10 protein-coding genes are annotated in these 13,080 nt (G+C 49.3%); 5 read left to right on the forward strand and 5 right to left on the reverse strand.

Annotation, left to right across the window (positions count from 1 at the left end):
- Positions 1–149 precede the first annotated feature (149 nt).
- Positions 150–1,469, forward strand: coding sequence for a glycoside hydrolase family 125 protein (locus tag J2X75_RS16915; protein ID WP_310338067.1), 1,320 nt, complete (start codon positions 150–152; stop codon positions 1,467–1,469).
- A gap of 304 nt (positions 1,470–1,773) precedes the next feature.
- Here J2X75_RS16915 and J2X75_RS16920 read toward each other — a convergent pair whose 3' ends face one another.
- Positions 1,774–2,829 (reverse strand): Gfo/Idh/MocA family protein, encoded by a 1,056-nt coding sequence (locus J2X75_RS16920; RefSeq protein WP_310338068.1) that lies wholly within the window; start codon positions 2,827–2,829, stop codon positions 1,774–1,776.
- A 48-nt stretch (positions 2,830–2,877) separates the two neighbouring features.
- Positions 2,878–3,765, reverse strand: a complete 888-nt coding sequence (locus J2X75_RS16925) for a sugar phosphate isomerase/epimerase family protein (RefSeq protein ID WP_310338070.1) — start codon at positions 3,763–3,765, stop codon at positions 2,878–2,880.
- 127 nt (positions 3,766–3,892) lie between these two features.
- Between J2X75_RS16925 and J2X75_RS16930 the strand changes: the two genes are divergently transcribed.
- A complete protein-coding gene (locus J2X75_RS16930; RefSeq protein WP_310338072.1) occupies positions 3,893–4,789 on the forward strand; it encodes a helix-turn-helix transcriptional regulator in 897 nt (298 codons plus the stop codon).
- A 273-nt stretch (positions 4,790–5,062) separates the two neighbouring features.
- Here J2X75_RS16930 and J2X75_RS16935 read toward each other — a convergent pair whose 3' ends face one another.
- Entirely contained in the window at positions 5,063–5,746 is a 684-nt protein-coding gene (locus J2X75_RS16935; RefSeq protein ID WP_310338073.1) for a serine/threonine protein kinase, read from the reverse strand.
- 513 nt (positions 5,747–6,259) lie between these two features.
- Here J2X75_RS16935 and J2X75_RS16940 point away from each other — a divergent pair.
- Positions 6,260–7,177, forward strand: a complete 918-nt coding sequence (locus J2X75_RS16940) for a PD-(D/E)XK nuclease family protein (RefSeq protein WP_307539283.1) — start codon at positions 6,260–6,262, stop codon at positions 7,175–7,177.
- 167 nt (positions 7,178–7,344) lie between these two features.
- Here the strand turns inward: J2X75_RS16940 and ald are convergent, their stop codons facing one another.
- Positions 7,345–8,478, reverse strand: a complete 1,134-nt coding sequence (gene ald, locus J2X75_RS16945) for an alanine dehydrogenase (RefSeq protein WP_310338075.1) — start codon at positions 8,476–8,478, stop codon at positions 7,345–7,347.
- A gap of 189 nt (positions 8,479–8,667) precedes the next feature.
- On the opposite strand from ald, the gene J2X75_RS16950 reads away from it, so the two are divergent.
- Complete coding sequence (locus tag J2X75_RS16950) at positions 8,668–10,338, forward strand: PucR family transcriptional regulator (RefSeq protein WP_310338077.1); 1,671 nt, start codon at positions 8,668–8,670, stop codon at positions 10,336–10,338.
- A gap of 59 nt (positions 10,339–10,397) precedes the next feature.
- Here J2X75_RS16950 and J2X75_RS16955 read toward each other — a convergent pair whose 3' ends face one another.
- A complete protein-coding gene (locus J2X75_RS16955) occupies positions 10,398–10,688 on the reverse strand; it encodes a hypothetical protein (protein ID WP_310338078.1) in 291 nt (96 codons plus the stop codon).
- A 309-nt stretch (positions 10,689–10,997) separates the two neighbouring features.
- Between J2X75_RS16955 and J2X75_RS16960 the strand changes: the two genes are divergently transcribed.
- Complete coding sequence (locus tag J2X75_RS16960; RefSeq protein ID WP_310338080.1) at positions 10,998–13,067, forward strand: nSTAND1 domain-containing NTPase; 2,070 nt, start codon at positions 10,998–11,000, stop codon at positions 13,065–13,067.
- The last annotated feature ends 13 nt before the right edge of the window (positions 13,068–13,080 follow it).

Here is a 13,080-nt window from a genome sequence, read left to right on the forward strand (position 1 = left end):
CTCTAAGAATTGACGATCATCTTCGGACACAGTACACTTACAAATAATAATGTTATTATAATTTATCATAACAAAAATAACAATAGAGTTAGCATCGCAGAGTCAATCTAAATCATTTCATATACTTCAATTCAAAGGAGACAACGTCCATGGAACAGTTCAGATTACCAACAATCCCTATGCCACATCTGGAATTACCGCAAGCTGTGCAGGATATTCTGACTGAGGCGGACGAGCGTTTGCAACATCGACCGAGATTGCTGGCTCAGTTTCGCAATTGTTTTCCCAATACACTGGAAACGACCACGAAGCTACTTGAGGATGGGACAACCTTTGTAATAACAGGGGATATTCCCGCGATGTGGTTAAGGGATTCCGTAGAACAGGTCATGCATTATGTTCCGCTTGCCAAGGATGATGAGAAGTTGCAGCGTATTATTGGAGGCCTGATCAAACGGCATACGTTCTACGCTGATATGGATATCTATGCCAATGCGTTCAATGAAACGGCGAATGGTTGGCATTGGGATGCCAATGATGAGACGGAGATGTCACCGTGGGTGTGGGAACGGAAGTTTGAGCTGGATTCCCTTTGTTTCTCCATGAAGCTGGCTTATACATATTGGCGGGAGACGGAACTTACGGATATATTCGATGAGCGTTTCAAGAAAGTGATGGAGAATATCGTAGACTTATGGGAAACAGAGCAGCATCATGCAGAGCGTTCATCTTATCGGTTCATGCGCCGCAATTGTCCAGCTCATGATACGCTGCGTAATGAGGGGTTGGGTATGCCTGTGAATTACACGGGTATGATCTGGTCCGGATTCCGTCCGAGCGATGATGCCTGTGATTTTCATTATAATATTCCGGCGAATATGTTCGCTGCGGTAACCTTGCGCCAGATGGGGGAGATTGCGAAGTGGGTATTTCGGGATGAACAACTGGTGAGCCGGATGGCTCGATTGGAAGAAGACATACGACATGGCATTTCCCTGTACGGTACTTACCGTCATCCAGAGTATGGACAGATATATGCCTATGAGACGGACGGTTACGGTAACTTTTGTCTGATGGATGATGCGGGCACGCCTGGACTGATGTCCATTCCGTATATGGAGTATGCTTCGGTGGAGGATGCTGTGTATCAGAACACACGCCGATTCATTTTGAGTAGGGAGAATCCGTTCTACTATGAAGGGAAGGTAGCCAAAGGGATCGGTAGCCCCCACACCCCTCCGGGATACATCTGGCACATGGCGCTATCCATGCAGGGCTTAACCGCAGACAATGACGAGGAAATGCTGGCCATGATTGAATTGCTGGAGAACACGGATGCGGATACGGGATATATGCATGAAGGCTTCCACGCCGATGATCCTAACACGTTTACAAGACCATGGTTTGCCTGGTCCAACAGTCTGTTCTCGCAACTGGTGTATAAGGCAATGAAAAAAGGAATTCTATAAGTGATGTAATTCAAAAAAATAATTGTTCACTGCCTGCAAAGTGGCCGTTCCGGTTACGAATCGTTCTTTTGATCGCTGTTATCCCCGGATTTCCTGATCGCCTTTTGTAAAGTCGAAATCCGGGGATAAAGGCGAACACTTCGTTTCTTCAGAATCGATTTCGTCCCCTACACTACTTCTGCTATTTGGCATGACCTTTTTTTGACATCATTTTTAGAATAGGAGAGTAGGTAAAAAAACAATGAAGCCCAAACTGCTGAACTTTGCAGTTTGGGCTTTGTTTAATTGATGTACACAGGCTTTTCTATGTGTTTTTCAGCAGATCAGCGATGAACACTTTCTGGCCTGTACGTGCGCTTTCCAAAGATGCGAGGACCATAGCCATGCTGAACTGGTTATCACTGCAATCCGTTTCAGGCAATCGGCCTGTTTCCAGTGCGGCGAACATGTCTTCGAGACATCCGTGATGTCCTGTTTTGTCCATGACAGGCAGTTCCGCTTCAATCCGCTCGCTTGGCTGGAAAAAGGATGGTTTGCCGTCAGCATCCAGGCTTTGCGCAGTAACCACCTCAGCATAGATGTCATCATGACCATCCCAGATGGCGGTTCCTTTTTCACCGATTACGCGCCAGCTTGCTTCCCATGATGTGGGTACACCTTCTGCGCACCAGGATCCGCGATAGTTGAATACGGACCCGTCAGACATCTCAAATATACATAACGCCATCGCATTGCCCTGATACCAGGAACCTGGAGGATTGAACTCATGGCAATACACCGATACCGGGTTGGCTCCGAGAATATATCGTGCCTGATCAAACGTATGTATTGCCATATCGAGCAGTAGCGGGCTATCCATCAGATCACGGAATCCGCCGAAGTGTGGCCCGAGGAAGAAGTCGGCCCCTGCGTAACCAACCTGCCCTATAGCTCCGCCGGAAATGAGGTGCTGGTAGGCGCGGATACGCGGATCGAAACGGCGATTCTGCATGACCGCTTGAATGTGTCCTGTGCTGCGAGCGGTTTGCACAATATCTGTGCAGTCGGAGAAGGACTCTGCCAGTGGTTTCTCGCCAAATACATGACATCCTTCCTTCAGCGCCGTCATGGCAATGCCGTAATGACTCGCTGGAATCGTGACATCGAATACGATATTTGCACCAGTCGTTTTAATGGCCTCACGGATATCGGTGAACGTAGGGCAGGTGAGACTATGTCTAGTAGCAAAAGTAATGGCTGTCTGTTCATACAGATCGACCAGCCCAACGATCTCCGTATCCGGTCTTTGCAAGGCGTAGTCTGCCCATGTGTTCGCCATGGCACCGCAGCCAGCGATAATTACCTGATAAGGATGACTCATCCGCTCATCTCCTTCGTATGGATTGTGTTATACGGCTCGCATGGTTTCCTATACCGGGTTTGGCACAAAATCGCCACCACGGCATTGCTTCAAATATCGTAATGCATGCACCTGTCCGGTCATTTCGAGTTCGTCTTTGTAGACGGGATCATGCCAGCCTTCAATATCAATCGTGCCCTGATAACCGTTCTGACGCAGAATGGTGATAATGTCTGCCCAGTTATTATCCCCGAAGCCGGGTGTGCGGTGCCAGACAAATTCACGTGGGCCGTGCACGCCGTATTCCTTGACAATATCCCAGGCAATCGTGGCATCTTTGCCATGTACGTGGAAGACTTTGTGAGCCCATTTGCGTAGCTGTGGAATAGGATCGATCAGGCTGGACATTTGATGGCAAGGCTCCCACTCCAGGCCTACATTTTCATCTGGAACAGCATCGAACATCATCTCCCAGGCCGTTGGATTATGGGCAATGTTCCAGTCGCCTGTCTGCCAGGTTCCTCCCATATCACAGTTTTCAAAAGCAATCCGTACACCCCGGTCTGCTGCCCGGCGCGCCAGTTCACCAAATACTTCCTTGAAACGGGGAATGGACTCGTTAATGGGTTGATCGGTCAGACGTCCGGTGAACCCGGAGACGATATCTGCACCGAAGAGCTGTGCATGATCGATGACTCGCTCCCAGCTCGCGAGTGTATCCGCGTTGTCTCCCGCTCCAGTTAGCGGGTTACCAAACACACTCACCGCGGAGATGACAATGCCCTGTTCGTCCACGATTTCACGAACACGTTTCGCTGTCTCGGCGAGATCCAGATCGCCTGTCGTTTGCCAGAAAGTCAGATTGAATGATTCGAAACCGTGTTGCATGATCTGCGGGATCACTCGGACGGCGTCCTGCCCGCCTACAAGGGTACCGATGCGTAATGGATTTTTCATGGTTGTAATTCACTCCAATATTGGCTTATAGTACTTCGTGACACTCATTATAGACGGGGATTAACGGGATGGCTCTAAACAATCTTGTGTAATATTAGTCGGATCTTGTGAAGAGGGGGAAGAAGTCGTGCTGGATCTGAAAGCGCTTCACGAAAACACCCGAATTGATCATAAATCGCACCCGTTTCAGTTGTTCCGAAATCGGTGTTCGGATATGAAAGCCGAAGAATGCATTCTGTATTTGCATTGGCATGAACATTTTGAACTGATTGTCATGCGAAGGGGCAGTGCGCTGTTTCATATCGATAGCAAACCTTATGTAGTTCGAGCAGGTGAGGTCATCATCATTCCCGGAGGTGCGTTGCATGTCGGGTATGCCCTGGATGATGGGGATGTGCATTATGATTCCGTCGTGGTTAATCGTGCACTGTTTCATGATTTCACCCATGATCCCGTGCATGAGCAATATGTCGCGCCGTATCTGGAAGGCAGGGTGAGATTTCCGGTCAAACCGGCAGAGGAAAACGTAGCCTGTGTAGGCTATTATTCTTTGCTGAATGAAGCTGTGGAGGAGATGGCATTACAGCCCCCGGCTTATCAGCTGGTCGTGAAGTCCAAGCTGCATGCTTTGTTCACTCTGCTTGCTCGTACCTTTATGCCACAGCAGTTGCCCGATAGATCGGTTGGGTCGTATTTTCCTAATCGTGAACGTTTCAAACAGTTGATTGCGCAGATCGAAGCGGACCCCACCGGAAAGATGTCCGTTACCGAAGCGGCAAGCCATGTGGGACTGAATGCGTATCATTTCTGCAAAATGTTCAAAAAGCTGACCGGACGTACCTTCGTGGAATACGTGAACGGGTGCAGGATGAGTGAGGCGGAAAAACTACTGCAAGGCAGCAGTCTGACCATTACGGAGATCGCCGCCAGAGTCGGCTGCGACAACGCCAATTATTTTACGAAGTTATACAAACAATACAAGGGCATGACCCCCTCGCAGGGACGGGGGAGAAAAGAAGGTTGAGCGCGACCAGTTTAGCATTAGTCTCGAATAAAATGTCTATAAAGATGAGTGTGACCCTAAGTAACTCGCAGTCGCAATTGTGAGCAGAAGTAGAAGTAGAAGTAGAAGTAGAAGTAGAAGTAGAAGCAGAGCACACAGCAGTGGTTACCGTAACCATAATCATATGCATACGCACATATATGAAGAATAACCCGGATAAAGGCCTCTTCAAGGTATTATCCGGGTGGTTTTGATTCAATAATATCAAGACAATTATCTATGTGTACAACGTGCTCATTTCATAAATCTGGAGAACAGACGATTGGCTTTCTTGGCAAGGTCGTCCATTTTGACGTTGGCATGATCGAACTGATTGTATCCCCATTTGATCGTTTGCAGCATGCGTGGAGATATGGGCGTTCCTTTGATCCGTGGATAGATGTTGTGATAGGCCCAAACCAGATGCTCCCAGCGATTGTCATTGCCGTCCTGAATATACTCGGATACGTCAATCACTTTCCCGCGTCCGTTCTGAAGAATTACATTTTTCAGATGAATGTCGCGAGGGTTCAGCCCGCGGCTGCGAACGGCTTCTCGCGCTGCGTCCACATCGAGCATCACCTGCTCGGGGACGGGGATTCCCTTTTCCAAACATTCCAGCAGTGTATCCCCGGGTTCAAAACTGATCACGAGTACATTCCGGCCGCTGCCGTAATAGATAGGGAAGTATGGCAGGCCTTTGAGCTGCTCGTATACCTGTTTTTCATTTTCGAGTTTGTCCAAGGCATGATCCGAGTACATCTTGAAGGCATACTGCGGCAAGCCGTCATACGTAAATACAGCCGCGTCTGTACCTGTGCCAATGCAATTCAATCCTTCTACATCGCCGATGATGTTCACGAGCTCATTCCGGTCGCTTCCGATGACTTGCATATGTTGTAATGCTTCTTCCGCCTGGAACCAATCCGGTCGATTCATGGGTGGTGCCTCCTTTTAGGATATGCCTGTACAATATTTTTCATATAATCATTTTCTAACGAACCGAGTAAGTCTTATTTCACGTAAATCGGCAGATCTGAAAATGTAACGAATCAGAGACATGCTATTGACTCATTTGCTTGCAATAAACACGTTCTACAATCAAAATAAGACTAATTAGCGTGTCTGTGGTTCGTTAGATTCTGTAAAACCTCATGATCCACATGATAAGGTGTGTGAGATTCGTTAGCGCCGGGCCCGCACTGGCCCTGGGCCAGACCCGTACTAGCATCCAGGTCCCGGATTCGCTGCCCTCTATGAAGTATATTAAGCGTTCTGCTCCGCAATTTCATCTTTTGGTGATGTTACTATATAAACGATACGGATCGAATCGGAAACGGTTGCGTCTGAAGAAAATAACGGAAGCGCGCTTGCGGCAATGTTGCCCTGGCTTTATACTGTGAGCATTAAGGGATCTCATGCAGGTCCGGCATACAGAAAGGCAGATTACTTATGGCACAATACCCGCAGTGGTCTTATTCGCAGTCGCGGGCGAGTATGTTCGATGAGTGCCTGCGAAAATATTATTATCATTATTACGGTGCCCATAACGGCTGGAAGACAGACTCTGCTGATGAGATGCAGGTTCGTCTGTACCGTCTGAAGCAGCTCAGCAATCTGTACCTTGTCTTCGGGGACCTCGCGCATCGGATGTGTGAGTCGGCGGTACGCAGCAGGGAAGAGGGCAAAGATAAACCGCGTGAACATTTCCTGGAACAGACGATACGCAAGCTGCTGAATCAGGCGTATGTGGAATCCATGGACGCGGATCAGTGGCGGCTTAACCCCAAGAATCGCACGATGCTGTCCGAGATATATTACGGGGATGATACGTTGAATGACCGGATCGCCACGATCAAGGAACGGGCTTCAGCCTGTGTCGGTAACCTGTACCAGACGCTTACGTGGGAGGACTTGTCCCGGGCAAGTACGGACATTCTGGAGATCGAGAAATGGGATACCATGATGCTGCACGATACACGCGTGTATGTGAAGATGGACTTATTGTATCGGCGCAGTAACGGCAATATTGTCATTGTGGACTGGAAGACCGGCAAGGAAGATGACTTCTCCGATCAGCTAATGCTGTACGCATCCTATGTAAGAGAGCACTACCGGGTTCCCTTAGAACAGATTGAGCTGAGAGTGGAGTATCTGTTAACCGGAAAACACCGAGAGTTTACAGCCACAGAAGAGGATATCCGGAAGGTGGAGGAGAACGTGGGTCGTTACATTGAGGAGATGCGATCATGCGTGGAGGATGAGTATTATAACCGCCCCAAGGACGTCACCTACTTCACAGCGATGCCATCGCACCGGTCCTGCCGGGATTGCAACTTCCGCGAAGTATGCAGTGAGCGAGCAGTCTGAAGCGCCAAAACTGGAGGAACCTAAAGGCCTTATACCAACCAACAAGCTATCCTATATGTGAAAAAAAACAAGAAGCGCAAGCCGGGAACATCATCTGCCCGACTCGCGCTTCTATTGCGTTCCACAGGCCTGGCGACTATGCGCCGGGTGGAACGATCAGTTCAAGATTACTGGACAGCGGCGGTATTCTCCAGCGCCTGACCCGCAGGAACATAGGCATGCCCGAGATCCCGGGCAACCGCCTCATACGTGATGTGTCCATTCAGCGCGTTAACCGCGCTGCGAATGGACGAACTGCCGCGAATCGCGGCGGCTGCACCGTGGTTGGCCAGCTGCAGCGCATAAGGCATGGTGGCGTTGGTCAGCGCCACCGTGGACGTACGCGGCACGGCGCCTGGCATGTTCGCCACCGCGTAATGCACGACACCATGTTTCACATAGGTCGGTTCATCGTGGGTTGTGATATGATCAATGGTCTCAACGATCCCACCTTGATCAATCGCCACATCCACAATGACCGAACCCGGTGCCATCGTCTTAACCACTTGCTCGCTGACAAGTGTTGGCGCCTTGGCGCCCGGAATCAGCACCGCACAGATCAACAGATCTGCTGCCGCAACAGCTGCTGCAATGTTGGACGGGCTGGATACCAGTGTATGGATCTGATTGCCGAAGATATCATCCAACTGGCGCAGACGATTCAGATTCAGATCAAGGATGGTCACATCGGCGCCAAGACCAATAGCAATTTTGGCTGCATTTGTTCCCACCGTTCCGCCACCGATAATGACCACTTTCCCCCGACTGACGCCTGGTACACCGGACAACAGAATGCCCTTGCCACCTTCGGTCTTCTCCAGTAACTGTGCTCCGATCTGGGAGGCCATGCGGCCTGCAACTTCACTCATAGGGGTTAGCAGGGGTAGAGCACTGTTGACCTCCAACGTCTCATACGCAATAGCCGTTACCCGACTTTTAATAAGGGCTTTGGCAAGCTCCGGTTCCGCTGCGAGGTGCAGGTATGTGAACAGAATCAGTCCCGGACGAAAATACTCATATTCACTGGCAAGTGGTTCTTTCACCTTGATGATCATATCGGCTTCGGTCCACACTGACTTGGCATCAATCCGAATCTCGGCGCCCGCAGTTTGATATTCATGATCCGTGAATCCACTGCCGATCCCGGCGCCTTGTTCAATCAGTACCTGGTGACCGGCTCTGATGAAATCAGCAGCCCCGGCCGGAGTCATTGCTACACGATTCTCATTATTCTTGATTTCTTTGGGAATTCCGATTCTCATCACCATGCACCTCGTCCATTTATTGGTTGTTAGCTTATACTACAAGTTTATGACTTGAATAATCGTTTTGCACCTTACTTGATGTCTAATCTTTAGGAAATGAACTCAACATATTGTCGAAAAAGACTGTTCAGGACATTTGTCCATGGATTATAATGTAAGAAAAAATAACACGAAGAGGGATCGCCATTGCGAAATGACCGTGTGTTTACGATCAAAGATATCCTTGCACGTCCGGTATTTGGCCGAGCACGACTAGCGGCAGGGAAGGATGGAGTGAACCGTCAGGTTGGCTGGGTTCATGTATTGGAGATTACGAATGTATCCCCATTCGTAAGCCCCCATGATCTTATTTTATCCACTGGACTGTGGCTTCAATCGGAAGAAGGGCGTGAAGAGTATCTGCTCCAGCTCATTGGCAGTGAGGCAGCGGGGTTATGTGTGGAGTTTGGTACCAGCATATACGGGATCCCGGAAGAACTGATTGAACTGGCGGACAGACACCAGTTTCCGCTGATCGTATTTGAGCAACCGGTCCGTTTTGTCGAGATTACACAGGATATTCACTCTCTGCTCATTAATCATCAACATCAACTGCTGAAAAGTCTCGAAGCATACTCTCGTCAGCTTCAGCAACGAACATTACAGAGTACGGATATGTCTGCTGTGCTGAACCTGTTGTATGAGTACGCTGCAAAACCGGTGGTGTACATTTCGTCCATGGAGCCGGGCAGTTTTGTGCCCGAACTTGTTCCGGAGATGGAACAGGCCATCTATACCTGGTATGAGCAGGAGGTAGAACATCTGGATTTGAATGATTCAGATACCGAATTATGGTTCCACATGAACGAAGAGAAGGCTCTGTTATGTCATCCGGTCGTCTGTTTCGGTCAGGTTTTTTCTGCTGTAGGCATGATTGTGCATCCTGCGGCTCCAGTGGAATATCTCAAGCTGTTGCTCGATTATACGGCGAAGGCGGCGGCAGCGCTCACGCTTCGTTCCCAGTTTCTTGAGGAGAAGATGGTCCGCAATCAGAATGAACTGATCCAGGATCTGATGAATGGCAACATCCATCAGGAGGAACAGGCTCAGACTCGAATGGGGCTTCGTTTGCTGGTGAAGGGACAGTACTGGTTTGCAGGAGGGGTCATCGAGATTGAGCATCGATTGAAGGGTACAGGCCGGGAGCGAATGGAAGCGAATCATCAGGATGTTCTTGTCCTGCTGCGTTCCCTGCTCAAGAAGAACAATCTGCCTAGCCTGATTATGCTAAAGAACAACCAGGTATATCTGTGCTGTGCGAAGGAAGCGGTAACGGCTGCTGCACGTCATCAACTGCTGCGATTACTGGAAGGGATTGCCCAGGACGTGAAACGGTTTGCCAGTCGTAACTTGAAGCAGGTTATGATTCATGTGGGATTTGGCAAGTTACGCAACCGTTTGATCAGCCTGCCGGAGAGCCTTCAGGAGGCCTATCAGGTGATCGAAGTTTCAAGATCGGTAGATCCGATGGAACATGTTCACTTTTACGAACGTATGGGTATATATCAAATGTTAAAGGCATTGCCCCAATCCTTCCTGCAACCCTTTGTCCAGGATCACCTGGGTATGTTGATTGAATATGACCAAACGCATCACCTGCGATTGGTAGAGACGTTAGATGTTTACCTGCAGAACTTTGGTTCCAAGCGGGATGCGGCCGCCCAGTTATTTATTCATCGGCAAACGTTGTACAACAGACTGGAGAAGCTGGAAGAACTGATGGGTCCAGGTTACATGGATCAAGGGAGAAGAATCTGTCTGGAGATGGCGCTGCTTGCGCACGCGATGATTGAGAATGGACAGTGGCAATCCTCTTGATGAGGTGAAAGGGATGCAAGACAGACTGTGCATCGATCTTACACTACCTTGAGCACAGTCTAGCAGTTTTTACTAATTCGCCGGGTATGTCGTAATGAAGCAGGCAGGCGTTGCAGAGTGGAAGTGGAGCGTCGGCCCCGATAAAGCTTCGTTTGACCAGAGGAAGGTGCCAGTGATAATGAAGAAGGGGCAGCAAGCCGATAAGGGGGTGATGAACGGTCGGGGCGTCCTTCCGGTTCTACTTCATTGACTGTCGTTGAAATTCCACTTTGGTGGAGCCACTCATTAAGTCGTTTTGGATTGATTCCGAGTTGTCCGCTCAGATTACAGATATCGAGGTTTATTCTCACACAAATCCGCCTTTCTTGGAATATCGGGCTGGTAGTAGGTTTGAAAGGGAAGCATGAATTCGAGATCGGTAAATGCTCATGTACATGTTGGGTGTGCTTGATCGGCGGAATGATCCATTATGTTAAGAAATAGCGCGGAGTGTATATGTATACCTTGTTCCCATGTCCGCTGTTTTGAATATTTCCAATAAATTGGCTTTTAACAAGATTCTATCACTTCACATGCAATTGTGCGTCTCAATATAGTCTCATTTTTGGAGAGGATATATTGTATATTAAAAGTACCAGTATCTAGTACGGAGGACATATATGGGAAACAGTAATGAGGCACAATACGACAAATATGTTGAGGATGGGACACGTTTCGTCGGTCGAGCCAAGGAACTAACGATACTGGAGCGTTGGTTCAATCATCCGGAAGCCCCATTGACCATATTTTCAATTACAGGCATGGGAGGCATCGGCAAATCTTCCCTGCTCTCAGAGATGATATCCGTATCTCGGAATCGAGGTGCGACAGCAATCTGGATGGATGGCCGATCCTGCGGGGCAACACCTTCCGTTTTTATGGATTATTTGTCCTCGACATTGGGGCTGGAAACACTGGATAGTGAAGGGTACACTCGACCACTGAGTCTGCTGAAAGACACGTCAATCGATAAGCGAGTAGTCTTGGCAGTGGATAACTATGAAGAACTCGCACTACTTGAAAGTTGGTTCATGGAAGCCTTCGTATCCAAACTTCCGTTAAGAGGGATACTTGTCATTCTTGCCTCACGCCCGGAACTGGCCTCTGCCTGGCGGACACATCCCCGATTGCATCAGCGATTTGTACAGATGAAGCTACAACATTTTACAGTTGATGAGGTTACGGAGTATATCACGGTAGCAGGCTCTCTGAATCAGGGCGTGGCAGGCAGCATTGCGAGAATGACCGATGGACACCCGCTAGGTCTGGCTCTTGCGGTGGAGGCTGCGGATCAGAGGCGGAATCTTCCGCAGTCTGAATGGGCTGAACTGTCGCATATGATCAGCGCCCGATTATTATTGGAACTTACAATTCCCCGTTTACATCCCATGGTGGAGGTGCTAACACTGCTTGAGACAGCCAATCAGGAGTTGTTATCATCTGTACTGGATATGACCGTGACGACAGAAGAGTACCACATACTGAGACAGATGTCGTTTATCCGTTCCGGCCCGGATGGTCTTGCCCTGCATGACATGGCCAGGGTGCATCTGCTGCGAGATTTTCGGCAACGTGAGCCTCATCGGTTGCAGGCAATGCGTATCAAAATCGCGAAGTTGCTAAAACCGCTGCATGAACAGGCAGGGCCTCATGAGCGTCGCCAGATCGCCCGGAAGATGCTGTTGCTCTGTCAGGAATCCATGCTTCAATACCGCAAGTACGCGGATGTGTCCCGTGATTCCTTGTTCTCACCTCTCGAAACGATGAGAAGCGAGGATCTGCCCGTTCTGCACAGCCTGTTACAGCAATGGTGCGAATACAGCGTGGAACCAAGACAGGCGTTATCCTATGGTCCCTTCCTGGATGAACTTGCACAACGTTATCCCGAAGGGATTGTATTGATGCGTGACAAGCTCGGGGAGACAATCGCCATGTTTATCACAGTACTTGTACATAGGGATAGCAGGGAGCTGCTCCTGAAATATTTTCCGAATGAGATACATGAATGCTTCACACCACAGGAGCTTGAGAGTGATCCGGATCAGAGTGATACGCACTTTGCATTACTGGCTGCGGCAAGAGATGATGTGCCTGGTTACACACGAGAAGAACTGGTGGGATACATGGCATTGGACCGTCTGTCCCTGTTGGGCGATGGTGCGAGAGCGATACTGGTTGCAACGAATCCTCACCTGAAATTATTCTTGCAAAGTATTGGATTCCAGATGCGGGGAACCCGCACCCGTGTCTGTGACCGTTTTGAGGACCGAGCGGACATACTTGATTTGGATCTGCGTAGTGGGCAATTCGGAGAGTGGGTCATGTCTCTGCTTGATCCGGAATCAACGGTGAATCGTATACAGCCGGAAACAACGGAAGCGGGTGGAGGAGTCTGGACTGAACAGGATGTTCGCAAGATGTTGGGATACCTTCGTTCTCCGGGAGAATTGCATGAATATGCTGGCAGAATTAAAGGGGTAAAGGATGGAATCCAGTTACAGCTGTATGTCATGGATCTGTTGGAAGGCAGAGTGCATGGCCTGTCTCCACAGGATCAGATGCTGTTATACGCGGCCTACTGGACGCATGCTGGCAATCCAACTGCCGCAGCCCAGACGTGTTCCATGAGTCGGGCGACATTTTATCGCCATCTCAGAACAGCGCTGACTCGCTTGGCGCGGATTTTGTAGGGTTCTATTCGTT

Origin of the sequence: Paenibacillus sp. 2003, assembly GCF_031455635.1 — a bacterium.
Taxonomy (GTDB): domain Bacteria; phylum Bacillota; class Bacilli; order Paenibacillales; family Paenibacillaceae; genus Paenibacillus; species Paenibacillus amylolyticus_B.